The following is a 24,338-nucleotide window of genomic DNA, read 5'->3' as shown; positions in this document are numbered from 1 at the left end:
TTCATCAACGTACCGGCGGCTCATCGACGGGCCTCCACCGTCGGGTAACCGCGGTCCCTCCCCACTCCGTTGCCGGCCGGGTGACTCCGCGATGACTGCCGGTTTACCCCGCGGGCGCACTCTGTGCCCATGGATCACACAGACTCCCTGTCACCCGAGCAAGCGTCCACCGAGACAGGGTCCACCGGGCCTGAACTCGCCGAGCCGTATCTGCGCGAGGTGCTGGGCACCGCGGGACTCGCCGTCGAATATGTGCGGGCCGAGGACAATACGCTCTTCCGGCTCGGCGAGGACGGCACCGAGATACCGGTGGTGGACTTCGCCGGCGGTTACGGATCCGTCCTGCTCGGCCACAACCACCCGGAAATCATCGCGCGCGCCACGGAGCTGCTGGCGGCGGGAACCCCCGTACACGCGCAGTTCTCCCGGCACCCCTACGCCAACCGTCTCGCGGCCGGACTCAACCGGATCATCCACCGGGAACTCGGCACCGACGAGCCGTACTTCGCCATCTTCGCCAACACCGGGGCGGAAGCCGTCGAAGCCGCGGTCAAACACGCCGAACTGGACCGGGTCATGCGGCTGGCGGCGCTCCAGGAGGAGCTGGCCGCGCACACCGAGAACGCCCGTGAGGCGGTGGCGGCCGGTACGGCGGCGGTCACGGCCCGGACATACACCCGCCTCGGTATCACCGGACCCGCGGCCGACGGGAATTTCGACACGCTCGCCGCGGAACTGACGCGCCGGAATGCCGAACAGCTCTCGCGGCCCCCGCTGTTCCTCTCCCTGGAGGGCGGTTTCCACGGAAAGCTCGCGGCGAGTGTGCAGCTGACACACAACGAGGCATACCGCACCCCCTTCAAGTCACTCGCGGCGCAGGCCAGGTTCGTACCCCGGGAGCGGCCCGACGCGCTCAAAGAGATCCACTCCGAGGAACGGCGCACGGTCTGGGACGTGACCGTCTCCGACGGCCGCGTGGAGGTGACGGAGCGCGAATTCCCGGCGTTCTGCGCCTTCCTGGTGGAGCCGATCCAGGGCGAGGGCGGAATCCAGGTCCTCTCGCCCGAATTCGCCGCGGAGATCCAGCGGTTCTGCGAGTCGGTCGACTGCCCGGTGGTCGTCGACGAGATCCAGAGCGGTATGGGCCGGACCGGAACCCTGCTGGCCAGTTCTCAGATCGGCCTGCGCGGCGACTACTACACCCTGGCCAAGACGCTGGGCGGCGGGATCGCCAAGACATCGGTGATGCTGGTGCGTCAGGCCCGGTACCGCAAGGAGTTCGAGATCGTCCACAGTTCGACCTTCGCCAAGGACAGCTTCTCCTGTCATATCGCGCTCAAGGTCCTCGAACTGCTGGAGGCGGACGGCGGCTCCGCCTACCGGCGGGCCGTGGAGCGGGGCGAGGCGCTGCGTGCCGCGCTGACGTCGGTGCGCGAGGACTTCCCCGACGTGGTCAAGGACGTCCGGGGCAAGGGCCTCATGCTCGGTATGGAGTTCCACGACCAGTCGGGCTCCTCCTCTCCGATCCTGCGGAACGCGGCGGCCGGCGGGCTCTTCGGCTATGTACTCGCCGGGCATCTGCTGCACCGGCACGACATCCGTACCTTCCCGACCGCGAGCGCTCTGCACACCCTTCGTTTCGAACCGTCCCTCCAACTCTCCGACACGCAGATATCCCAACTGGAGCGCGGGCTCCGGGACATCTGCGGAATCATGAGGGACCATGCCGGTGAACGTCTCACGGGCGCCCCCGCCCACTGAGCGGGCGCCGCGTGGCTCGCCCCCGCACTCCGACGCCCAAACGTCCGAGATGGCCGATTCGACCAATCTTTGACACAGGTGATCAAGGGTTTGTAGCGTGCGGGGTTTCAAGCGGGGAGATTCATGCGATTTCGGCTCTTAGGCCCACTGGAAGTCCAGACCGACGCCGGGTCGGTGGAACTCGGTGGGACCCGGCAGCGGGCGGCACTCGGCTTCCTGCTGCTGCACGCCAACCGGGTCGTGCCCACCAGTCAGCTGCTCGACGCCCTGTGGCCGACGGACCGCGCGCCCATGACCGCGCGGAAGATCCTGCAGAACGCGGTCTGGCGACTGCGCCGCGCGCTCGCCCAGGCCGCGGGCCCGCTGGGCGCCCCGGAGTTGGTGACACGTGCCCCCGGCTACATGCTCCGGGTCAGGCCCGACCAGGTCGATCTGCTCGTCTTCCAGCGGCGGGTGGCCGAGGGGCGCGCGGCGCTGACGGCGGACGATCCGCTCACCGCCAGCCGGGTGCTGGGCGACGCCCTGTCCCTGTGGCAGGGCGTCGCACTCGCCGATCTGGTGGAGGACGGCACGGCCTGGCCCCAGCTCACCGCTGTGCAGGAGAAGCGCCTCGATGTCATGGAGGACCGTTTCGAGGCGGAGCTGGCCTGCGGCGGACACCACGCCGTACTGCGCGAGCTGGAGGCGTTCGTGGAGGCCGAGCCGCTGCGGGAGCGGGCCTCGCAGCAGCTCATGATCGCGCTGTACCGATGCGGCAGACAGGCCGAGGCGCTGGGCGTCTACAACCGGGTGCGCGCGGCTCTCGTCGGGGGCCTCGGTCTGGAACCGGGCCGTCAGATGCAGCGGCTCCAGCAGTCGGTCCTCACCCAGGACCCGTCGCTCGACCTGCCGGCGGAGATGGCGACGCGCCGTGAACACGCCCGCGCGGCCGCGGCGCCCGTCCCGGCCGCCGCGGCGGACGGCGGCAGGCGCGCCGCGGCCGTCCAGGCTCCGGAGGAGGGCGGCGCGCACGAGGCGGCGGACACCACCGGTCCCGGCCTCGCCCCCGCGGAGGCCTCCGGGGCGGCCGAAACGCCGGTGACCCCCCGTCAGGAACCGCTGACCCCCCGTGAGCCGGCCACCATCCTGATGCTCCGCTTCCAGCTCGGCGCGGAGTTCGACCATCTGTCACCGAAGGACATCGACCGGGTGCTCGACGCGGTCTCCCAGCTCGCCCGCGAGAAGATCGAGGAGTTCGGCGGGCTGGCGGCGGCGTCGATCGGCTCCGTCCAGCTCGGCTACTTCGCGCACTCCCCGGAGCGGGCGGGCGGCGCGAGCCGCGCGGTGCGCGCCGGCATCACGATCAGGGACTGTCTCAGTGTTCCGGCGGGCCCGCTCGCCCTGGCCGCTCCCATGGTGCGCGGCCTCGATGTGCACGCGGCGGTCACCACCGGCGAGGCCGTGGTGACCAACTGGACCGTGGCGGGCGCCGTCCGGCCGTTGATCGGCGGCGATCCGGTCGACATCTGCCAGGACATGCTGGACCGGACACCGGCCGGTGAGGTCCAGGTGTGCGGCGAGACCCGCCGGCTGACCGAACCGCACATCACCTACCGCCATGTACGGACGTCCCCCTCGAACTGGCAGGTACGGACGGTCGGCGGCGCCGAGGACCGCTGTGTGGCGTACGGCGGCGAGCGCGAATGCGAACTGGACCTGATGCGCGGCCTGTTGCGGCGTACCCGGCAGCGTTCGATACCGCATCTGATCACGGTGCTGGGCGAGTCCGGATTCGGCAAGACACGGCTGCTGATGGAGTTCCAGCGCCGGGTCGCGGCCGAACCCGACGCCGTACGGGTGCTGGCGGGCACGGTTCCGCGTCCGGGCACCGGCAGCCCGCTGGCCGTGCCCTCGGAGATGTTCGCCACGTACTGCGGGATCACCGACCAGGACTCGGAGGACACGGCGCTCCACAAGGCCGAGACCGCGCTGCTGCCGCTCGCCGGCGGCCGGGCGGACGGCGCGCGGACGATGCTGTCCCTGCTGCACCCCCTGATCGCCGCGGTCCCCCACTCGCACCGCGCGCCCTTCACCGACGAAGTGCTCGCGGCCTGGCGGGACTTCCTCACCAGGGCGGCGCGCGAGGAACTGCTGGTGCTCATCTGGGACGACCTGCACCATGCCGACGACATCCTTCTGGAGACGGTCGAGCATCTCACCGACAGTTGCGCCGACGTCCCCCTGCTGAACGTCGTCGGCGCCCGCGCCCCCCTGCTCGAACGCCGCCCCGACTGGGCGGGCGGCCGTCAGCACACCATGACCATCAGCCTCGCCCCCGTCGACGGTGACGCGCTGGACCGGCTGCTGAAGTCGCTGCTCGTCCCGGACGGCAGCGCGGACGTCGCCTAGAGCGTGCCGCCGAAGCGGTGCCGTCATCACTGCGGTGCCGTTCCTCGGTGCGGTGCCGTTTGTCGCTGCGGTGCCGTTCCTCGGTGCGGCGGAGGCCGGTGCGCGCCGGTGCCGCCGCGCGGACGGTGGACCGCCCGCGTGCGGATGTCCGGCCTCGTCGACGGTCACGACCGCCGGGCGGAGACCGGCGCCGGGGCGGAACGGGCCGTCGCCGGGGCCGTCGCCAAATCGGTTCGCAGGGTGCGGATCGCGCGGGCCAGCGCACCGATCGCCTCCGTGCACGCCGGGTGTCCGGCCGGCAGCGCCGTGGCCGCGCACTCCATCAGCAGGGCCGCCGCGATCACCTGCTGGTCCGCGGCGGGCGGCGGTGTTCTGCCGGTGGCCCGCTCGTCGAGGCTCATGGCGGTACGCAGAACCCCCCGGGCCCAGACGGTGAGCGAGAGCCGCGACACGCGACGCGGCGCACCCCCGGGGATGCCGACCACCGGCAGCGCGGTCTCGAAGCCCCGGAGGATCGCGGGGGCGTGCCGTCTGAGCAGCGCGACGGCCGGGTCCGGCCGGGGGTCCGTCCGGGGGGCCGTCCGGGGATCCGTCCGAGGCGCCGGGTCCGTCCGGGGCACGGGCTCCGCCCCGGGTGCGGGGTCCGGCCGCCGGTGCGGGGCGGCGGCCTCGGACACGGCCGGGGACGGGGACGGGAGCACCGGTCGCGTCCGGCGCCGGTCGGTGGCCCGAGCCCGGCGCAGTCCCGCGTCGAGCGCTTCGACGAACTCCCTTCCCACGAGAGCGGCCAGGGCCAGATCGGCGCTCTTCGCGGGCCGGTGGGCGGGGGACGGTGGGAGGCTGTTGTCATCCATGCTTTCAGGGAAGCAAGTCCCGTGCTCAGACGCTCCATTCGGCGGTCATCGCTCCGCGTGCCTGGCCACGAACGGTTCATGACCGGTGAGTGCCCGGCCCCGGCGCACCCCCTGGCGTACGGGACCGTCCGCGTACACCGGGCCCTCGGCCGCCGTCTGCCTGCCGACGAAGCGCGCGAGCAGGTCCCCCCGCCGTTCCGGCAGCCGGTCGAGTGTCAGGGTCCCGGTGTGACGCTGCCCGCTGCCCCAGAAGGGCCGGCGTTCCAGCAGCTCCGGCCGGGCGGAGGCGACCACGAACAACGGCGCGGGCCGGGCCGTGGCGACCAGTCTCTCGATGCAGTCCAGCACCGAGTCCTCGGACCGGTGGATGTCGTCGAAGCAGAGGACCAGGGGCCGCTCGCGCGCCGAGAACGTCACCAGTTCGATCCAGCTCTCGTGGACCTCGTCGTGGCTGGCGACCTTCGCGGCCGGGCCCATCAGCGGAAGCAGGCTGTGCAGCAGACGTTCGGCGGTCGGACCGTGCCCGGCCAGCCTGCGCACCGCCTCGGCGAAGCGGCTGTCCACGCCCGCCCCGGCCGGCAGCCCGCAGCAGGCGGCCAGGATGTCACGGGCCAGCCGGGGCCCGTTGTCGGCGCTCTCCGCCGCGCTCACCCTGACCACGCGCACCTGCGCGGACCGCGAGGAGGCCCGGCGTTCGAACTCCTCCAGGAACCATGTCTTGCCGACGCCCTGTTCGCCGAGGATCGTCACCAGGTGCGGTGCCTCATGACTGCGGGAGCGGTCCAGCAGGTTGGAGACGACGGCGAGTTCGTGTTCGCGGCCGGCCGGCTCCTCCCGCGTGCCGAGCGGCATGTCGTGGATCTCGCCGCGCGTGCGCTGTCGCGGCACCTGGGGGTCCGCCTCCAGACTCACCACCGGGCGGTGCCGCATCCGTACCTCGGTGACACGTGCCGCGTCGCCGCTGACGTAGACCTCGCCCGGCGGTACGGCGGTCAGCAGGGTCTGGGCGTCGTCGAGCAGCCGGCCGACCACCGTGACGGGCGCGGCCGGGTCGTGGGGGTCGTGGCGGACCAGCGCCGAGCCCGCGATCACGACCGCGTGGAAGGTGGGTCCGGACATCCGGTTGAGCCGGTCACGTACGGCGAGCGCCGCCGCCACCGCGTCCAGCGACGCCGTCGGCCGGTCCTCCCGCAGACCGAACAGGGCGACGGACACATATCCGAGCGAGCCGACGACCGTACCGCCGAACTCCTCCACCCCCTCGGAGAACGCGCTCACCGCGTCATGGAGCGACAGGGCGATCCGGTCGCTCCCGAGCGCGGCGGCCTCACCGGTGAATCCGGTGCGCACCAGCACCACGCTGACCTGCCGCCGTTCGGCCACCGGTCCGCCCGGGGTTCTGGCCGGGATTCTGCCCGGGGTTCCGGCCGCCTCGGACCGGTCCGCCTCGCGTCCGCCCGTCCCGGGTCTGCCCCCGTCGGATCTGCCGGGGCCGGCCGACTGCGTGACCGGCCGGTGTTCCTGTCCCGGCCGGTGTTCCTGTCCCGGCCGAGGCTCCTGCCCCGGGCGAAGTTCCTGCCCCGTTCGCTGCTCCTGTCCCGACCGAGGCTCCTGCCTCAGCCGCTGTTCCTGTGCCGTCAGGTGGCGCCGGCCCTCCCGCCGCTGTTCCGGCACGGCCCGGCCGCGTTCGTCCTCCGGCCGGCGCTCCTCATCCGCCCGGGGATCCTGCCGTACCGCCTCGCCGGGTCCCGGCGGCGGACCGCCGTGCAGCGGGCGCACGTTCGCGAGCACGATCCGCTCGGCCCCCGCGCCCACGGGCGCCACCAGGGTCGGATCATGGGTGAGGATGCTCTTCTGGAGGAGCTGGAGATCACGCGAGGGCTCCAGACCGTACTCCTCGACCAGCGCGCGCCGCACACGGGTGAACACGCTGAGGGCCTCGGCCTGCCGGCCGCAGCGGTACAGGGCGAGCATGAGCTGTCTGCACAGACGCTCCCGCAGTGGTTCCGCGGCGACCAGCGAGACAAGTTCACCCAGGACGGCCTGATGGCGACCGCACAGCAGTTCCGCTTCGAAGCGGTCCTCCATGACATCCAGCCGGAGCTGGCCCAGCGCGGTCAACTCCGGCCAGGTGACGCCGTGTTCGGCGAGATCGGCCAGGGCGGGTCCGCGCCACTCGCCGAGGGCCTCGCGCAGCAGACGCGCCGCACGCTCGGCGTCCCCGGCGAACAGCCGGGCCCGGCCCTCGGCGACCTGCCGGTCGAAACGGTTCACGTCGAGCCGCTCGGGATCGACGCGCAGGATGTATCCGGGCGCCTGGGTCAGCAGTTCGGGACGTTCGCCCTCCAGGGGACCGCGGTGGCCGGGTGGTTCGGAGAGTACGGCCCGCAGGCCCCATACGGCGTTCTGCACGATCTTCCGGGCGGTCGCCGGCAGTTCCTCCTCCGGCCACAGGGCGGCCAGCATCTCGCTGGTGGCCACCACGCGGTTCGCCCGCAGCAGCAAGAGCCCCAGCGCCGCACGCTGTTTGAAGCCCCCCAGCGGTACCGCCTCGTTTCGGAACGACACCTCTAACGGACCCAGAATCCTGAACTCCACGCTTGTCCCCTCATGGGTAAAGTGTGCGCTGATTCGACGAGTACGGAGGCCGCACTGCCACGACCCGGTCCGCGGTGGTCGGACCGGGGTGCCGGTGGCCGTCCCCGTCCTCCCGGAGGTACAGGACCGGTTACGGCGGATCCCGGTTGACGGACCGGACCCCGCCGGACCCGGCCGAACCCCGCCAGACCCGGCCGGACCTGGCCGGACCCCGCCGGACCCGGCCGGACCCCGCCGGACCCGGCCGGGCTCACGCGGGAGCCCCGGTACGCTCCCCGCTTCCGGCGGTCTTCACACCGTTGTAAATTCCACCGTTGTAAATTCCGCCCGTCCCAGCGCCGGGGCGCTCCCGAAGAAGTGCGCCCCACCCGCGGCACGGGCCCGCACGCCCGTCATGCCGCCCGCCCGAACCGGCCCCGTACGCCCGGCACACGGCCGATCGTCCACCCGGCCCTCCCTCCGCACAGGACGGCAGGTGCCCCGCCCCCGCGCGCGGGACGGCGCTACCTCCGCAGCGCGTCCCGGCCCGCCGGCCGGACCGCCACCCGGTCCACGATCGCCTCGGCCACCTTGTCGAGTTGACCGCCCAGATAGAAGTGACCGCCGGGGAAGACGAGTGTCTCGCTCTCCAGCGCGGTGCGTTCGCCCCACGCCCGCGCCGACGAGACCGGGACCACCGGATCGTCGGCCCCGACGAAGACGCTGACGGGGGTGTTCAGCACGGGATCCGGAGTCCAGCGGTAGGACGCCAGCGCGCCGTAGTCGGCCCGCAGCGGGGGAAGCGCCATGGCGACCAGCTCCGGATCGTCCAGCACGGTGGCGTCGGTGCCGCCGAGGCGCCGGACGGCGGCCAGGATCGCCCCGTCGCCGTCGAGCCGGTCGTGCGGGTCGGCCGCCGCGCCCGGGACACCTCGGCCCGAGAGGAGGAGCCTCAGCGGTCCGGGCGCGCCGCACCGCTGGAGCGCGCGGGCGGTCTCATAGGCGACGAGCGCGCCCATACTGTGCCCGAAGAGGGCGTACGGCCCGGTGGTCCCTTCGATCAGCCGCTGGGCGATACGCCCGGCCAGTGGGGTGATCCCGCGCTCCGGGGTCTCGTGTCTGCGGTCCTGCCGGCCGGGGTACTGCACGGCGAACACATCGAGGTGCGGCGCCAGCAGGCGCGACAGACCGGCGTAGGCACTGGCCGCGCCGCCCGCGTGCGGGAAACAGATCAGCCTGGGACGGTCCGCGTCACCGGAGCCCGTCCGCGTGTCACCGGAACCCGCCCGGTCGTACCGCCTGAACCACTTGCTGTCCATGACGCTTCTCCCTCCGCTCTGCACGGGTCACTCTCCTGGGCAAAGGTCGGCGGCACGTTCGTACGGTTCGACCGCGCGCGCCTGGCGCAGTGCGCGGGCCCACCAGCCGAGCCGGTCGAGCATGGCGCGGGCGGCCTCGTGACCGGCCTCGATGTCCACGGGCCGGCCGTGCGCGTCGAAGCGCTGTTGGTAGTCGTGGAAGCTGACGGTCTCCCGGACCGTCACGGCATGGGCCTCGGCGAAGACCTGCCGTAACTGGGCGACGGCACACAGACCGCTCGACGCCCCGCCGTAGGAGAGGAATCCGACCGGCTTGGCGTGCCACTCCTCGTCGTACCAGTCGATGGCGCTCTTCAGGGAGGCGGGAAAGCTCTGCTTGTACTCGGGTGTGACCACCACGAACGCGTCGGCCGCGGCCAGCCACGGCGCCAGGTCCTGTACCGCCTGCGGTTTGCGGGCCGAGAGTTCGGTGGACATCACATCCGGCAGCCAGGCGGTGGCGAGATCGATGACATCGATGTCGAAATCGTCGCGCAGCCGCGCCCTCGATGCGAGCCACTCCGCGGCGACGGGCCCGAACCGGCCCTTCCTGACGCTGCCGATGATGATCACCAGGCGCAGTCGGTCCGTGTCCCCCATCAGAGTCCCATTCCCTTCGCCGTGCTCGCGTCGCTGCCGGAAATCACTCTGCGGCATATGCCTTCGGATTTCCTTCGGGTCCGCTTCGGGCTATCTCGGGCAGCCCCTTGGTACTGGCGTGACCTGCGAAAACCCCCATCTCTGTGGACTGGCTGAGTTAGGCTGGGGCGCATGCAATTCGGGGTGCTGGGACCGCTGGAGGTGTGGGCGACCAAGGAGAGGTTGGTACGTGTACCCGAGGTGAAGGTCCGAGCCCTGCTCGCCGATCTGCTCGCCCACAACGGGCGTGTGGTGCCCGCCGACAGGCTCGTCGAGGACCTGTGGGGCGGTTCGACACTTCCCGCCAACCCCCTCGGAGCCCTCCAGGCGAAGGTCTCCCAGTTGCGGCGCGCGCTGGAGGAGGCCGAGCCCGGCAGCCGGGAGCTGATCGTGCACCGGGCTCCCGGGTACGCGCTCAAGGCACCGGACAAGTCGGTGGACGCCGACCGTTTCCGGACCCTGGTGGTACGCGCCCGTACGATCGAGGACCCGCGGGCGAAGGCCGCCGTGCTGACGGACGCTCTGGCGCTCTGGCGGGGACCGGCGTTCGCCGACTTCGCGGACGAGCCCTTCGTACGGGTCGCGGTCGCCAGTCTGGAGGAGGAGCGCCTCACCGCCGTCGAGGAGCACGCGGAGGCCCGTCTCGAACTCGGTGAGCACAGCACGCTGATCGGTGAACTCACCACCCTCGTGGCCGCCCATCCGCTGCGGGAGCGGCTGCGGGCGGTACAGATGCGGTCCCTCTACCGGGTCGGCCGTTCCTCGGAGGCCCTCGACAGCTACACGGAATTACGGCGGCGGCTCGACCAGGAGCTGGGGCTGTCCCCCGGCCCCGCCATCGAGACGCTCCAGCAGGCGATACTCCGCCAGGATCCCGGACTCCAGGACACCACGGGCGCGTCGAACGCCATCCCCGGCACCCGGTCCCGCACCAATCTGCCCGCCGGGGTCAACTCCCTGGTGGGACGGGACGAGGCGCTCGCCGAGGTGCAGCAGTTGGTACGGGACCGCCGGCTGGTGACCCTCACCGGTCCTGGCGGGGTGGGCAAGACCCGGCTCGCCACGGCCACCGCCCGCGAGCTGGACGGTGAATTCCCCGACGGTGTCTGGCTCGTGGAACTCGCGGGACTCGGTGGCGCCGAGCGGCCCGCCGGTCCGGGGGTGGTCGCCGAGCATGTGATGGCGGTGATGGGAATCCGGGAGGACTCCGGCGCCGCGGCCTTCGGGGCCGAGTCCGCGGGCGGCTCCGTGCGGCGGCTGGCCCGGACGCTGGCCACCCGTCGGCTCCTGCTGGTCCTGGACAACTGTGAGCATGTGGTCGACGCGGTGGCCGAACTGGTCATCTCGCTGCTCGAAGCCGCCCCGTACGTCAAGCTGATGACGACCAGTCAGGAGCGGCTCCGGATACCGGGCGAGACGATCTGGCCGGTGCCGCCGCTCGGTCTGCCGCCGCCGGACAGCGACACGGCCGCGCTGCGACGCTCCAGCGCGGTCCAGCTGTTCGCGGCGCGGGCCCGGTCCGTGGACCCGGGTTTCGTCCTCGACGCCGTCACCATCCGCAAGGTGACGGACATCTGCCGGCGGCTGGACGGACTGCCGCTGGCCCTGGAGCTGGCGGCCACCCGGATACGGACCCTCGGCGCCCAGGAGTTGCTGGACCGGCTCGACGACCGCTTCCGCGTACTGAACAGCGGCTACCGCGGCGCACCGCAGCGTCAGCAGACGCTCCAGGCGACCATCGACTGGAGCTGGAGCCTGCTCAGCCCGCAGGAGCAGACGCTTCTGCGCGGACTCGCCGTGCACGCCGAGGGCTGCACGCTGGAGGCCGTCGAGGAACTGTGCGAGGGCACCGGGGTCTGCGCCGACGAGGTGCTGGACATCCTGGCCCGGCTGGTGGACCGCTCCCTGGTGATCAGGGTGGAGTGCCCCTCCCTGCCCCGCTACCGGCTGCTGGAATCCGTCGCCGCCTACGCCCAGCGCAAGACCCATGAGCTGGGCGAGACCGCGGAGCTGGCCCGTCGCCATCTGCGGTACTACGCGGAGCTGGCCGAACGGGCCCGGCCGCATCTGCACGGCCGCGACCAGCGCCGCTGGCTCCAGCTCCTGGACGCGGAATCCGCCAACTTCCAGCGGGCCCTGGACGAGGCACGGCGTACCGGCTCGGCGCGGTGGGCGCTGCGGCTGGCCAATGCCCTGACCTGGTACTGGTTTCTGCGCGGCAGGCTCGGTGAGGGGTGCCGGGCGCTGGCGACCGCCCTCGCCACGGAGGGGCAGGCGCCGGCGGCCGAGCGGGCCGAGGCGAGGACCTGGCACACCGGGCTCGGCATGCTGCTGGGCGAGAGCGGGACGGACCCCGGGGCCCAGCCGGACGAGGACCGGCCCGAGCGGACGGTGGGCCGGGCCAGGGCGGAGTGGTTCCTCGGGTTCGCCGAGTGGAGCCTGGGCGCGCTGACGGCCGGCGAGCAGCGGATGAACGGGGCGCTGACCGACTTCCGGGCCCTGCGCGACGCCTGGGGTGTGGCGGCGGCGCTGAGCACCCGGGCCGCTCTCGCGATGGCGAGGGGCAATCTGGAGGCGATGCGGGGCAACGCCCTGGAGGCCCGCGGCCAGTTCATCAGCCTGGGAGACGCGTGGGGGCAGCTCAAGGCGACGGAGGTGCTGAGCGTCCTCGCGGAGATCAACGCCGACTACGAACTGGCGGCGGGGCTGCACCGGGAGGGACTGCGTATCGCCGAATCCCTGGAGCTGTGGTCCGAGGTGTCACGCAAGCTCTCGGGGCTGGGCCGGATCGCCCTGCTGGCGGAACGGCTGACGGAGGCGGACGAACTCCATGAGCGGGCCCTGCGGCTGGCGGTCGACCAGGGGAACCGGCCGGTGGAGCAGTTCGCCGAGCTGGGGCTCGCGCTGGCCGCCCGGCGTCAGGGCCGGCTGAACGCGGCGGAGGAGCATCTGCGGCCGTGGCGCGAGTGGAACCGCAGCCGGGGCGCCTTCACCGGACTCGCCCTGGTCCTGGCCGAGCTGGGATTCGTCGCCGAGCAGCGGGGCGACGCCGAGGCGGCGCTCGCCCTGCACCAGGACTGTCTGGCCACCGCCCGGGTGACGGGTGATTCACGGGCCGTGGCGCTGGCGCTGGAGGGGCTCGCCGGGGCGCACTCGCTCTCGGGCCGGCCCACCCGGGCGGCCCGGCTGCTGGGGACCGCGGCACAGACCAGGACACTGTCGGGTGCGCCGCTGCCACCGGCCGAGCGCGGGGATGTGGAGCGGATCTCCGCGCGCATCCGCGCGAGCCTCGGCGAGGACGCGTTCCGGGCCGGGCTGGAGGCCGGGGCCGCGAGGGACCACGAGGCCGCGGCGGACGAGGAGGAGAAGTTCCTGGCGGATTCCCGGCGCACGACCTGACGGCGGGGGCGCGCCGGTCCCGTATGCGGACCGTACGCCGTCCGACCCGCCGCTTCGGTCAACCACCCCTGGCCGCCGCGTTGTTCATGGTCTACTCGACGGCATGGAACGCGGCGGCGGACACGGTCCCATCCTGGTCATCGGCGGCACCGGCAAGACCGGCCGGCATCTGGTGGCCCGGCTTCGGCGGCTCGGTGAGGACGTCCGGGCCGTGGCCCGCTCCACACCGGTCCGGTTCGACTGGTTCGACGAGTCCACCTGGGAGCCCGCGGTGTCCGGTGCGCGCGCCGCCTATCTGGTGGACGCGCAGGACGAGCACGCCGCCGAACGGATGCGGGCCTTCGCCCCGTTCGCCGTCGAGCGGGGCGTCGAGCGGCTGGTCCTGCTCTCCGCGCGCGGCTGGGCCGACTCCGGTGAACCGGAACTGCTGGCGACGGAGAACGCGCTGCGGGAGTCCGGCGGCGCCTGGACGATTCTGCGGCCGACCTGGTTCATGCAGGGCTTCACCGAGGACGAGATCCTGCGCGCGCCGGTACGGGCCGGGGAACTGCGGCTGCCGAGCGGCGACGGCATGGAGCCGTTCATCGACGCCGAGGACATCGCCGAGGTCGCGGCGGCGGTCCTCACCCGGGACGGACACGAGGGCGTTGTCCACGCCCTCTCCGGGCCGCGCGCCCTGAGCATGGGAGAGGCCGTGGACACGATCGCCAAGGCGACCGGCCGCGCCGTCCGTTATGTGCCGGTCTCCGAGGACGAGTACGTGGCCGGTCTCACCGCGCGGGGTGTTCCGCCCGGTCAGGCCCATTTCGTGGCGAAGCTGTTCGGCTGGATACGGGACGGCGAGGACGCCTATCTCTCGGACGGCGTCCAGCGGGTACTGGGCCGGGCCCCCCGGGACTTCACCGATTTCGTCGCCGCGGCCGCGGCGGCCGGAGCCTGGGACGACTGACCGTCCGTACGGACGGTGCGCACAGACCGGCCGGACGGCCCGCGTACGACGGTCAGACGCGGCCCGCCCGGTGGAGGATCTCCGCGGCGATCGTCTCCGGGACCTGCTGGGGCTGCCAGTGCGAGACCCCCTGGAGACGGACGAAGCGGTACTCCCCCGTCACATGGTCCGCGGTGTGCTCCGCGGCGAAGACACCGACCGCCGGGTCGTGTTCGCTCCAGATGTGCGTGGTCGGCACGGCGACGGGCCCGAGCCGATCCGTGTCGTCGCGCAGGGTCCCCGCCCGGTACCACTTGAGCGCGGCCCGCAGGGTGCCGGGGCTGGTGTGGGTACGGACGTACCGCTGGATCTGCTCCTCGCTCAGCACGCCCTCGCCCGCCTGCCGGAACCATCCGTCGAGCCCGGCCGCGCCGTCGGCGAGGAAGGCGTCGGCCGCGTCCTCGGCGCTGAGGACCTCGATGTACCCCGAGTGGTCCCGCTGCTCGGGGTCCACCCGCAGCGCGTGCTGATAGGCGTCCAGATGCGGGAACGCCGCCGCCGTCAGACTCCGTACCCGCTCCGGGACCCGCGCCGCCAGATACCAGCCGACCACCGCGCCCCAGTCGTGCCCGGCGACATGCGCCGAGGCGATACCGAGGGCGTCCAGGATGCCCAGGGCGTCGCCCGCCACCTCCCGGAGCGCGTACGCCTCCACCGGTTCCGGCCGGGCACCGGGTGAGTAGCCGCGCTGGTCGGGGGCGACGGTGCGCAGCCCGGCCCGGTGCAGGACCGGCGCGATGTCGCTCCAGGACTGCCGGTTGTGCGGAAAGCCGTGGAGCAGGAGTACCGGGTCGCCGTCCTCGGGTCCCGCCACGTCGACGTCGAAGACCAGCTCGTTCAAGGAGATCCGCATCAGGGCTGCCTGTCCGTGGAGGGTGGGCGGGTGACGGGTGGACGGGGGAACGAACGGGCCCTCGGACCGGTCGCGTGCCGCGCGTGTGCGGCCGGTCCTCCGCCGGCGCGGCGGGCGGCGGGCGGTGCCCCGACGCGCCGGTCCGGGGCGACGCGTCAGTCCGCTTTCAGCGCCTCCCGTACTCTCGCGGAGCGCAACGCCTCCGGCGGGTCGACGAGACCGATGACACGCGCGTAGGCCGCCGCGACGTCACCGTCCCGCTGCGCCGCCTCCAGGACCCGGCCGATGTACTCCTGGTCGGCGAGGATCTCCGGTGTCCTGACTCCCTCGACCCCGGGAAAGCCCAGATCGTTGCCGAGTGCCTGGCGCCATGCCTCGTCCACCGCGTCGCGGGCGAGATCACGGAAGTAGGCCACCGGATCGGGCGGTCCGCCGGCCGCCGCGTGCGCGCGCAGTACAACGGAGCCGAGGGCCGCGACCGTCATCCCCTGTCCGTACGTCGGGTTGAAGCTGCACACCGCGTCCCCCATGGCGAGCAGCCCGGCCGGGAACCGGTCCATCCGCTCGTAGCGGCGGCGCAGACTGGCGGGGAACCGGTAGGACACCGGGGCGTCGAGCGGCTCCCTGTCGACCACCAGCGCCTCGTAGATCTCCGGCGAGGAGAGCGACTTGAGGAAGTCGAGAAAGCCCTCCGGGTCGGTGGGCGGTACGTCGCCGAGGATTCCGTACGCGGTCACGATCTGACGCCCGCCGTCGATGCGCGCGCATATCGCACCGCGAGGGTTGTCCGGTGTGGCGACGATGTCGACGGAGATGTCGCCGGGCGACGGCTCGGGCCCCGCCCGGTAGTGACGCGTGGTGTAGGTGAGACCGACCTGGGTCCGGTCCTCCGGGACAGCCGGCCACCCGTGGTCCTTCAGCCACCTCGGGATCTGCGAGCCGCGTCCCATGGTGTCGACCACGAGATCGGCGTGGACGACGGATGTGCCGCCCGGGTCCTGGCGGTCCATCGTCCGTACGCCCGTCACATGGTGTGTGACAGGGGCGAACCGCAGTCCGACGACCTCTCTGCGGTCCAGGATCCCGACGTTCGCCAGCGCGCGTACCCGGTGCCGGATGTGCGCCTCCAGCGTGGGCCGGGCGACGGACACCGCGAGGAGTCCGGAGTCGCCCTTGCTCATCGGGATGCCGTCCATGATCCAGCGGACGTTCCCCGCCACATCACCCGTGACGGCGCCGGCCGCCTCCAACTCCTCGGTGATACCGGGGAAATACTCTTCGATGATCTGCTGGCCCCGGGCCAGTATCCCGTGGACATGGCGTCCCTGCGGCACTCCGCGCCGGTTCCCCGGGAGATCGCTCAGCCCGTCCCGGTCGACCACGACGACCTCGTCGTAGGCCTCCGACAGTGCCCGCGCCGCGAGCAGACCCGCGATGCTCCCGCCCAACACCACGGCCCGTCGCAACTTCTCACCCGTCATGGCGGGGTGCCTCCTCATGTGTCCGTCACCGCTCGTGTCTGCCACCCCTGCCGTCCGCCACTGGTGGACGCCTGTGTCCCTCAGGACTCAGGGACGCTAACTCCGGCCGGTAATCGGTGACCCACTGCCCGGTAATCCCGCTGGGGACGCTCCGTTGACAACGGGGGCAAACCGCGCCCTAGGGCCTTTCGTTTGGATCTTGCTGGGCCCAGGCGGTGTCAGCGCCGCCTCGGCGGGACCACCGGGCGGTGCCGGAACGGGTCGGGAATGAATTCCGAACGGGTCGGGAACGAATCCGGAACGGGGCCGGCGCGGATGTGGAACGGGGCCGGCGCGGCGAAAGCTCGCGCGACCAGAGGCCGTGCGTCATGAGGGGCCGTATCCCATCGGAGTTACGCCGAATCGGTACCGCCTCGGGACCGCCGCACTCACCGCGCCCTGTCGTCGGGATCCACGGCGTGAGGGTGCATTACGCTCTGGCTCTCCCGCGACGGCCGGAGAACCCATTCGGCCGCACCGTGGATCGCGCGCGGAGAACGACATCGCCGCATTCCGCCGAAAGCGCCGGCGCCTGTCGGTTCAAGACCAGCCGAACCCGAAGGAAAATCCCGATGAAGGCATTCCAAGCTGTCACCGACGCGATCGCCGCCGAAGGACTCGACCACTTGTTCGCCGTGATGGGGGACGCGAACCAGGACATGATCGTGGACCTGGGCGAACGGCACGGCGCGACATTCGTCCACGCCCACCACGAATCCAGCGCTGTCGGTATGGCCGACGGTTACGCCCGGTTCAGCGGGAAGCCCGGTCTCGCGTCGGTCACCCAAGGACCCGGCTGTACCAATGCCACGACCTCGCTGGTGGCCGCGCGGCTCCACCGCACCCCCCTGATGGTGCTCGCCGGACACGCCTCCCTCCGCGATCCGTACAACCCGCAGGGAATGGTGGACCAGCAGGCACTCGCCGGACTCACCGCCGGGGCCACCGTCCGGCTGGAATCGGTGCACAACGTGGACTACTGCCTCGGGGAGGCATTCCGTCAGATCAAGGTCCGGAAAGGGCCGTTCATTCTGAATCTGCCCCAGGACATCCAGCAGACGGAGATCCCGGACCCCGGCTGGACCTACCGGCCCATGTACACGCCCAACCCGCTCCAGCCGCCGCGTACCGAGGATGTCGAGGAAGCGGTCAAGCTGCTCGCGTCGGCTCGGCGCCCGGCGATTCTCTGCGGACTCGGGGCGAGGGACTCCGGAGTGGAATCCGAGGTGCGCGCACTGGCCGAGCGTCTTGCCTCACCGGTCGCCGTATCCATTCTCGCCGCCGGATTCTGCGCGGATTATCCGCTGTATCTGGGAGTCAGCGGCGGACTGGGTTCGCGGCTGACCGTGGAAACGCTCGCCGAGAGCGATGTGCTGGTGGTCGTCGGCGCCAGCCTGAACGAATGGACGACCGACTTCGGCAAAATCCTGGCGAACGGGAAGAAGATCATCCAGATCGACGACCGGCCGGACGCTTTCGGCTGGTTCGCCCGGGTGGCCGTCGGGATGACGGCCGACGCCGGAACGGGCGTGGCGGCCCTGACGGACCGGCTCGCCCGGACGGTGGAGGCGCGCCGGCCCGACCCCGGACTCGTACAGCGGCTCCAGGACGACCGTGGGCCGAAGTCGGTGCACTACAACGACGGGGACGCCACGGATCCGCGTCGCGCCGTACAGCACCTGGAGGACGCCCTGCCGAAGGACGACCGCGTCCTGGTGGTCGACGGCGGCCACGCGGGCATGGTCTGCGCGAAGATCCTCACCGTGCCGCGCGCGGAGAACTGGGCGATCGGCTGGGACTTCGGCGCCATCGGCCAGGGCCTGGCCCTCGCGATCGGCGCCTGCTTCGCCCGCCCGGGACAACGTGTGACGCACGCGACCGGGGATGCCTCGTTCATGATGAACGTCGCCGACTTCCATACGGCCGTGCGCCACAGGCTGCCGCTCACGGTGATCGTCTTCAACGACGAGGCGGTGGGCCAGGAGAAGCACGATCTGATCCACAAGAAGCTGAACCCGTCCTACGCCGACATGCCGGAACCCGACTTCGCCGAACTGGCGGCCGGCTTCGGCGCCAAGGGCTTCACCGTGCGCCGGCCCGACGACCTCGGCGAGATCGACAGAGCACTGGCCGTCGAGGAAGGCCCGGTCCTGGTCGACGTACGGATCAACGGCGATGTCGAACTGGCGGCGAGCTGGGAGATCGCCAAGCACCTCGGCTAGGGCGTGCCCGGCGGATCTTCGTGGATCAGCCCGGGGCGGCTGGTGCGGTACATCGCAAGGCGGAGGATCGTCCTCTACTGGGACGTACGCGAGCGACTCCGACAACGCGGCGACAACGCGGCGAGGTGCCGTGCCGGGTGTCGCGAGCCGGTGAACCCTTCCGGCCACAGCACTAGCGGGAGCAGATCACGCTGACAAGGGAGAACGACGCGAAGAATGTCCCCTGGGAGAGGTCCGCGAACCAGCGGTGGCCACGGTCCCGGTCGATATGGCCGGCCTCGATGGCCTGTTGCGTATTGCGGCCGAGTCCCAGCGTGTGGTCCGCGTCCTGGAAATCGCGGAACACCGGTGTCGTGGCGCGGACCGTCTCGACGCCGAATCCCGCCTGCTCGGCGAGACGGGCAAGGCGGCGGCCGATGGTGGCGTGGCGTACCACTTCCGCGGTGGTGTAGCGGGTGAAGGCGCGGCTTGTCTCCAGGTCTTCCGCGTCGACGACCAGGGTGTCCCAGTCGGGTTCGACAAGACCGATCAGAGCGCCCGGCCGGGTGGCGCGGTGCAGCTGTACGAGTACGTCAGCGGGTTCGGCGACGTGCATCAGAACCCGGTCGATCTTGGCCCGGTCCACCGTTCCCGGCTCGACGGGAAGGGCATGGGCGTCCCCCTCGCGGATCTCCACTCCAGGCAGGTGTTCCGTACGCCGACGGGCCTCGGCGAGCATGGCGGGGTCACGGTCCACACCGATCACCGCGCCCCTCTCACCGGCGCGTTCCGCCAGCGCGGCCAGGTCGGTGCCCGGACCGCATCCCACGTCCAGCACGGTCTGGCCCGGCCGGACGTCCAACAGGTCGATCAGCTCCCGCTTGTACGCGCGACCGGCATCGCCTGCGGCGGCCCGCAGCATATAGGCGGCCTGGTCAGGTCGGGATACCCCGAGTTTCGTCGACATGCGCGTAAGTCAATCACTCCGGCCGATCATGACGACCGCCTGTAAGCCGACTTCCGGACGAGCACGGCCGGCGGACGGTTCAGTTCGCGGTCGCGCCCCGCATCGGCACCACGGTCAGCCGGCCGAAGGCCATGGACGGGCTCGCCACGCTGACCGGCAGCTCCTGCCCGTTCTTGCCGCAGCCGGTGACCGGATTGAAGACGACAGGGTCGTCCGCCACCTCGCGCAGCTCCCGCAGCGCGGCTGTCTTACGGCCCTTGATGTCGAGACGGCGCACGAGCACCCCGGTGAGTTCACCGTTCTCGATCCACTCCGCATAGGCCGGGCGGACCACGAACATCTCCTCCACCGAACCGCCGCCCCACGCGCCACGGCAGTACAGCCCCCGCCGCACGGACCGAATCAGGTCGGCGGACGGCGTGGCCCCCGCGGCCACCCGCAGTGCCGACATCCTCGGCTGGACGAGTCCGGCCCCGAAGGACCGTCGGCCGTTGCCGGTACGCGGCAGTCCCTGACGGGCCGCCTCCGCGGTGTCGGTCATCACACCCGCCACCGTTCCCGCGTCCACCAGCGGTGTCGCGGTCGCGAGGGTCCCTTCGTCATCGCACCGGTACGAGGTCTCCAGTCCCTCGGCCGGACCGTCCAGCACGGTGAGGGCTTCCGTACCGACCCGCGTGCCCAGCTCCAGCCCCGAACGTGCCGCGTAGTCACGGTAGTTGTCGGCCTCCAGGCTGTGCCCGAGCGTCTCGTGGACAAAGTGCACCGCGACCTCGGGCGCCAGCACCACGGTCCCCGTGAACTCCGCCTCCAGGGGCACGGCCGCCGAGGCGGCCCGGATCTCGCCCGCCACCTGGGCCGCCGCCGACCGCAACGCGGCGACCGGATCGGCACCGGCCCACTGCCACAGCAGGGGTACCGGCCGGCCGGCCGTGGGCACCTGGATCTGTACGAGGGTCTCCAGCCGGGTCCGCCGGACCGGGTCCTCGCCGCCCGCGACACCGTCCGCCCGGCGGCTCTCCCCGCCGCTCGTCCTGCCGCCCGCCCAGCCGCCCGCCCGGTGGCTCACCCTGCGGCTGCCCACTCGGGCGACGACCCCTGCCCCTTCCGCCCCGACGCCCTCGGCGATCTCCAGAGCCGTACGGCGCACCGCGAGGGCCGTTGCACGCACCCGGACCCGTTCCGCAGGCGGAGCGTCTTCGTCGCGGCCGGTGGCCCGCTCGGTGATCGCCGGTTCCGATGACGGACCGGAGACCGTCACCCCGCGATACGCGCCCTCGTCCACCCGTCAGGCCTCGCTCACCACCGGACGCCCGGCCTCGGCCTCGGTTTCGGCCCCGGCTTCGGGCTCGGCCTCGGCCTCCGGATGGGAGTCCGGCCCCGCGCGCCCGCCGAACTCCCGTACGCCGGAGACGAGGAGCGGTACCAGCGTGCTCACCACGAACAGCGCGGCACCGGTCAGCGTGATCACCCATACGGGCACCTTCGCGAGCGCGAGCCCCACCAGCGCGTAGCCGACCGGCGCCGCCGCTGTGGAGGACAGCCAGTCCAACGACATGACGCGGCCCAGGAGTTCATCCGGAATGGTCCGCTGGAGGGCACTCATCCACAGCACCTGGAACGAAGCGAGCCCGGCACCGGCGGGAATCGCGGCAAGGGTCAGTACCGGAACGGAACTGGTCACCCCGAGCAGCCCCACCGCCAGCCCGAACGGCAGCAGCGAGAGCAGCGCCACCGTGCCGGAACCGCTGCGAATCCCGCGACGTACCAGGATCCCGCCGATCAGCGCGCCCGCGGAGAAGGCGGCCAGTACGACCCCGTAGGCGACCGTGTCCGACGTCGATCGCAGCAGCCGCTCCGGCAGCAGGACGAACCAGACCGGGACGGTGGTCAGCACATGGAACAACGACATCAGCAGGATCGCCCAGACCCAGGGCCGGGACCGGGCCTCGCGGAATCCCTCCAGCACCTCTCGGATCACCGAACCGCCCCAGGCCGGCTCCGTGGGTTTCCCGGCCTGCTCCGTGGGTTTCTCCGCCGTGGCCGTGGCCTCGGTCTTGGTCCTGGCCTTCTCCTTCACACCGAGCAGCAGCAGGGCGCTGGCCGCGAAGGTGGCGGCGTCGAAGAGCAGCGCGCTCCGGGCACCGATCAACGCGACCACCGCGCCCGCCACCGTGGGGCCGAGGATGCCGATCGTGCGCTCGGTCGCCGTGGTCAGTGAATTCGCCGCTTCCAGCTGCCGCTTGGGGACGATCCGGGGCAGCAGCGACTCGTAGGCCGGGTCGAAGAAGGCCTCTCCCGCGCCGACCAGCAGCACCAGCAGCGCGAGCGCCCAGGTAGGCGCGCCGAGCACGGCCATCGCCGCACCGGCGACGACGACGGCGCGCAGTACGTCGACGCTCCACATGATCCTGATGCGCGGGAAGCGGTCGGCCACCACTCCCCCGATGAGCACGCACAGAGCCATGCCAAGGGCGCGGGCGGCGAGAACGGCCCCGAACCCGGTGACACTGTCGTCCTCGACAAGAACCGATGTGGCGATGGCGAACGGGAACATCTGGTCACCCAGCGAACTCGTCAGCTGGCTGATCCATACCCGGGCGAACGTCGGATCGCGCAGCACTGCGCGCCAGGAACCGCTCGTCCCGGTGGTGTCGGCGGATGTCATCGAGGTGCTCTGTCCCCCGTCTGGTCCTGCTCGTATGTCGTCATAGGACCTGCTTCTGTGTCGTCGAAAAGGCTTCGAACCAGCCGTCCGGATCCGGCCGCCGTCCTGACAGCCCCTCAAGGAGCTGGGCCGCCGCCCGTTCCCCGTCGGCCGCCACGCCGACGGCTCCGGTCCCCCGGCCGAGCAGACGGCGGCTCAGTTCGTTCCGCGTATGCGCCGCGAAGATCTGTCCGCACACCCACTTGGCCGAGCGGGACGAGCCGTCCCATGGGGACTCCAGCGGCGGCAGTGGCTGCTCCGGGTCGGGGAACAGGTCCGTGATGAGCCGCCATTGGGCCCGCGCGAGCACGGTCACCAGACCGGCGGCCAGGGTCCGGGCCGACGCCGGTTCCTCAGGGGGCCGGGAGAGCCATTCGTCCGGCGTGCCGGGCTGCGCGAAAACCAGCAGCTGTGCCTCGGCGGCGGCCAGGGCCTCGGGCCAGCAGTCGGCCAGCAGGGCCACGGCGTCCGCCGCGCGGGCGGAGAGGTCCGCGGTGGGGGTGGGCGGTCGCCCGCAGTGCCAGGACACACCGTGCGGACCGGCCCGGTCCCACCAGCCATGAGCCCGCTCCAGCAGATGGAGCGAGGAGCCGGGGACCGTCGCCAGCGGTTCCACGACGGCGGGGTGCCAGGTGCCGTCGGCCGTACGGAGTGACGGGACGCCGCTCGTCTCCTCGAAGCGCACACCGCCGTTCTCGGCGAGCGTGCCCCGGACCGACCACCGTTCACCGGGCGGCAGCGCCACGATCCCGCCCGGATCGGATCGGGCGACGGTCAGCGGGTGGCCCGCCGGCACCTCGGGATGCCGGACGGCGAGTCCGAGGACGACGGACGCCACCTGCGGAACGAACTCGTCACCGGCCTGCCGGTAGTCGGCGGCGGCCTCGTGTTCCGCGCGCCGTACGGCCCCCAACAGGACCGGATGGCGGCCCAGTTCCGTCAGTTCCCGCTCATCGGCCGCCGCCAGCAGGCCGATCACCGTCCGGGCGGTTCGCCGGATGTCCGGCCGGCCGGCCCAGTCGGCGCTCCGGTGGCGCAGCAGACGCAGCAGCCGGATGAGGACGTGACGGGTGTGCTCAGCGCGAGCGGACGCCCAGAGGTCCGCGGAGGTGGGACCGGAGAGCAGGTCCCGCGCCCTCGGCAGCTCCGGGGGTCGGCCGACCAGTTCGCGAAGCGCCCCGCTGCCCAGGGAGAGGGCCAGGGGCGACGGCCGGGCGCCGCCGCCCGACACCTCGTCCTCCGCACCCGCACCCGTACCCCCACCCGTACCCGTACCCCCACCCGTGCCTCCGCCTCCGCCCGTACCCGCGCCCGTGCCCGCGTCGGCGGTCCGTTGCGCGCTCAGGCCGTGTGCGACTCCGGCTCGGTGCCGTTCCCGCAGGGCGTCCCGGATCCGGCTCCGCAGCGCGGGATCGGTGAGGCTGTCCCACAGCGTGTCGAGGCTGTCCCGGCCGGCGGGCAGCGGCTCCCACCACGCCCGCTGTGATCTCAGCTCCTCGGCGATCAGGGGAAGTACGGAGTCCAGGGCATTGGCCGAGTTGAGGGCGACGCTGACACTCAGCGAAGGACCGTCACTGACTCCCCAGTGACTCCAGAAGATCGGCAGATAGAGGATGTCCCCGGGCGCGAGCACGAATTCGAGGGCGTCGTCCGGCATATAGGCCGTGCCGACCGAGTGGTCGCCGACCATACGGCGCCGCAGCGAGTCCTCGGGCAGGCCGGACGGCGGGGAGAGCTGCCAGCGTTTGGTGCCTTCCTGCTGGAGCACGAAGTTGTCGCTGTCGTCGAAGTGACAGCCGATGCCCGAGGGCGCCAGGGTCTGGACCGCGTCGCACCAGACGTTCGGCCAGTCCAGGGTCTGCCGGACCGTGTCACTGAGCGCGGCCAGCCGCGGACTGGTGAGGTCCGCGACCCGTACGAACCAGGCCTCGCCCGGACGTTCGACGACCTGTACGGGATCCTCGCGGACCATCCGCTCCCGGATGCCGTCGAACTCGGCGACGGTCAGAGGCGGGTCGAGAAGCCCCCGGGTGGCGGCGCGCAGCACGAACGGCCTGCGGCGGAAGTATTCGCCGAAGAACACGTCCCGGCTCATACCTGGGAGGAAGTCGCCGGTGGACGCTCCGGGA

Annotated in this window: 15 protein-coding genes; 5 read left to right on the top strand and 10 right to left on the bottom strand. The window is 72.0% G+C overall.

Annotated elements, in window-relative coordinates:
- Window positions 1-129 precede the first annotated feature (129 nt).
- Window positions 130-1,761 (top strand): aspartate aminotransferase family protein, encoded by a 1,632-nt coding sequence (locus tag ACWGDX_RS26705; RefSeq protein WP_453629512.1) that lies wholly within the window; start codon window positions 130-132, stop codon window positions 1,759-1,761.
- A gap of 174 nt (window positions 1,762-1,935) precedes the next feature.
- Entirely contained in the window at window positions 1,936-4,149 is a 2,214-nt protein-coding gene (locus ACWGDX_RS26700; protein WP_453629510.1) for a BTAD domain-containing putative transcriptional regulator, read from the top strand.
- Between the two features lie 164 nt (window positions 4,150-4,313).
- Here ACWGDX_RS26700 and ACWGDX_RS26695 read toward each other — a convergent pair whose 3' ends face one another.
- From ACWGDX_RS26695 to ACWGDX_RS26680, 4 genes are all read right to left on the bottom strand, one after another.
- A complete protein-coding gene (locus ACWGDX_RS26695) occupies window positions 4,314-5,003 on the bottom strand; it encodes a hypothetical protein (RefSeq protein WP_453629508.1) in 690 nt (229 codons plus the stop codon).
- A gap of 45 nt (window positions 5,004-5,048) precedes the next feature.
- Window positions 5,049-7,571, bottom strand: coding sequence for a BTAD domain-containing putative transcriptional regulator (locus ACWGDX_RS26690; protein WP_453629506.1), 2,523 nt, complete (start codon window positions 7,569-7,571; stop codon window positions 5,049-5,051).
- Between the two features lie 533 nt (window positions 7,572-8,104).
- Window positions 8,105-8,899, bottom strand: a complete 795-nt coding sequence (locus ACWGDX_RS26685) for a thioesterase II family protein (RefSeq protein WP_453629504.1) — start codon at window positions 8,897-8,899, stop codon at window positions 8,105-8,107.
- 27 nt (window positions 8,900-8,926) lie between these two features.
- Complete coding sequence (locus tag ACWGDX_RS26680; RefSeq protein WP_453629502.1) at window positions 8,927-9,538, bottom strand: NADPH-dependent FMN reductase; 612 nt, start codon at window positions 9,536-9,538, stop codon at window positions 8,927-8,929.
- A 171-nt stretch (window positions 9,539-9,709) separates the two neighbouring features.
- Here ACWGDX_RS26680 and ACWGDX_RS26675 point away from each other — a divergent pair, with 171 nt between their 5' ends.
- Both ACWGDX_RS26675 and ACWGDX_RS26670 read left to right on the top strand, forming a co-directional pair.
- Window positions 9,710-12,976: a BTAD domain-containing putative transcriptional regulator gene (locus tag ACWGDX_RS26675; RefSeq protein ID WP_453629500.1), complete on the top strand. Its 3,267-nt coding sequence runs from the start codon at window positions 9,710-9,712 to the stop codon at window positions 12,974-12,976.
- Window positions 12,977-13,079: 103 nt separating this feature from the next.
- Entirely contained in the window at window positions 13,080-13,925 is an 846-nt protein-coding gene (locus tag ACWGDX_RS26670; RefSeq protein ID WP_453629498.1) for an NmrA family NAD(P)-binding protein, read from the top strand.
- A gap of 52 nt (window positions 13,926-13,977) precedes the next feature.
- On the opposite strand, the gene ACWGDX_RS26665 is transcribed toward ACWGDX_RS26670, so the two are convergent.
- Window positions 13,978-14,817, bottom strand: a complete 840-nt coding sequence (locus ACWGDX_RS26665) for an alpha/beta fold hydrolase (RefSeq protein ID WP_453629496.1) — start codon at window positions 14,815-14,817, stop codon at window positions 13,978-13,980.
- A 155-nt stretch (window positions 14,818-14,972) separates the two neighbouring features.
- The gene (locus tag ACWGDX_RS26660) at window positions 14,973-16,298 is read right to left on the bottom strand and encodes an FAD-dependent oxidoreductase (RefSeq protein ID WP_453629494.1); all 1,326 of its coding nucleotides are present in this window, start codon (window positions 16,296-16,298) and stop codon (window positions 14,973-14,975) included.
- Window positions 16,299-16,909: 611 nt separating this feature from the next.
- On the opposite strand from ACWGDX_RS26660, the gene ACWGDX_RS26655 reads away from it, so the two are divergent.
- Entirely contained in the window at window positions 16,910-18,559 is a 1,650-nt protein-coding gene (locus tag ACWGDX_RS26655) for a thiamine pyrophosphate-binding protein (RefSeq protein WP_453629492.1), read from the top strand.
- A gap of 172 nt (window positions 18,560-18,731) precedes the next feature.
- Here ACWGDX_RS26655 and ACWGDX_RS26650 read toward each other — a convergent pair whose 3' ends face one another.
- The 4 genes from ACWGDX_RS26650 to ACWGDX_RS26635 form a co-directional block, all read right to left on the bottom strand.
- The gene (locus tag ACWGDX_RS26650; RefSeq protein ID WP_453629490.1) at window positions 18,732-19,505 is read right to left on the bottom strand and encodes a methyltransferase domain-containing protein; all 774 of its coding nucleotides are present in this window, start codon (window positions 19,503-19,505) and stop codon (window positions 18,732-18,734) included.
- A 79-nt stretch (window positions 19,506-19,584) separates the two neighbouring features.
- Window positions 19,585-20,673, bottom strand: a complete 1,089-nt coding sequence (locus tag ACWGDX_RS26645) for a metallopeptidase TldD-related protein (RefSeq protein ID WP_453629489.1) — start codon at window positions 20,671-20,673, stop codon at window positions 19,585-19,587.
- Between the two features lie 117 nt (window positions 20,674-20,790).
- Entirely contained in the window at window positions 20,791-22,170 is a 1,380-nt protein-coding gene (locus tag ACWGDX_RS26640) for an MFS transporter (protein WP_453629487.1), read from the bottom strand.
- 40 nt (window positions 22,171-22,210) lie between these two features.
- The gene (locus ACWGDX_RS26635) at window positions 22,211-24,304 is read right to left on the bottom strand and encodes a JmjC domain-containing protein (RefSeq protein WP_453629485.1); all 2,094 of its coding nucleotides are present in this window, start codon (window positions 24,302-24,304) and stop codon (window positions 22,211-22,213) included.
- Window positions 24,305-24,338: the final 34 nt, after the last annotated feature.

The sequence above is a fragment of the Streptomyces sp. NPDC055025 genome, assembly GCF_053608565.1.
This window is presented reverse-complemented; position numbering and strand designations above follow the sequence as displayed.

Coding starts and splice junctions, on each gene's coding strand:
- ACWGDX_RS26705 (WP_453629512.1), top strand. CDS start 130: ATGGATCACACAGACTCCCTGTCACCCGAGCAAGCGTCCACCGAGACA.
- ACWGDX_RS26695 (WP_453629508.1), bottom strand. CDS start 5,003: ATGGATGACAACAGCCTCCCACCGTCCCCCGCCCACCGGCCCGCGAAG.
- ACWGDX_RS26685 (WP_453629504.1), bottom strand. CDS start 8,899: ATGGACAGCAAGTGGTTCAGGCGGTACGACCGGGCGGGTTCCGGTGAC.
- ACWGDX_RS26680 (WP_453629502.1), bottom strand. CDS start 9,538: ATGGGGGACACGGACCGACTGCGCCTGGTGATCATCATCGGCAGCGTC.
- ACWGDX_RS26675 (WP_453629500.1), top strand. CDS start 9,710: ATGCAATTCGGGGTGCTGGGACCGCTGGAGGTGTGGGCGACCAAGGAG.
- ACWGDX_RS26670 (WP_453629498.1), top strand. CDS start 13,080: ATGGAACGCGGCGGCGGACACGGTCCCATCCTGGTCATCGGCGGCACC.
- ACWGDX_RS26665 (WP_453629496.1), bottom strand. CDS start 14,817: ATGCGGATCTCCTTGAACGAGCTGGTCTTCGACGTCGACGTGGCGGGA.
- ACWGDX_RS26660 (WP_453629494.1), bottom strand. CDS start 16,298: ATGACGGGTGAGAAGTTGCGACGGGCCGTGGTGTTGGGCGGGAGCATC.
- ACWGDX_RS26655 (WP_453629492.1), top strand. CDS start 16,910: ATGAAGGCATTCCAAGCTGTCACCGACGCGATCGCCGCCGAAGGACTC.
- ACWGDX_RS26650 (WP_453629490.1), bottom strand. CDS start 19,505: ATGTCGACGAAACTCGGGGTATCCCGACCTGACCAGGCCGCCTATATG.
- ACWGDX_RS26640 (WP_453629487.1), bottom strand. CDS start 22,170: ATGACATCCGCCGACACCACCGGGACGAGCGGTTCCTGGCGCGCAGTG.
- ACWGDX_RS26635 (WP_453629485.1), bottom strand. CDS start 24,304: ATGAGCCGGGACGTGTTCTTCGGCGAATACTTCCGCCGCAGGCCGTTC.